Source organism: Bacillus sp. B4EP4a (assembly GCF_006680105.1).
Lineage (GTDB): Bacteria > Bacillota > Bacilli > Bacillales > DSM-1321 > Peribacillus > Peribacillus simplex_E.
The window spans coordinates 1-272 of the sequence record NZ_VHIK01000132.1; the positions used below are offsets into that span (position 1 = coordinate 1).

Consider the following 272-nt stretch of genomic DNA (forward strand, 5'->3'; position numbering starts at 1 on the left):
ATTATCCTTAGAAAGGAGGTGATCCAGCCGCACCTTCCGATACGGCTACCTTGTTACGACTTCACCCCAATCATCTGTCCCACCTTAGGCGGCTGGCTCCATGAAGGTTACCTCACCGACTTCGGGTGTTACAAACTCTCGTGGTGTGACGGGCGGTGTGTACAAGGCGCGGGAACGTATTCACCGCGGCATGCTGATCCGCGATTACTAGCGATTCCGGCTTCATGCAGGCGAGTTGCAGCCTGCAATCCGAACTGAGAATGGCTTTATGG

General features: G+C 54.8%; 1 rRNA gene. It reads right to left on the bottom strand.

Annotation, left to right across the window (positions count from 1 at the left end):
• Nucleotides 1-11: 11 nt before the first annotated feature.
• Nucleotides 12-272: ribosomal RNA gene (locus FNK51_RS26250) — 16S ribosomal RNA — on the bottom strand; the annotation flags it as partial.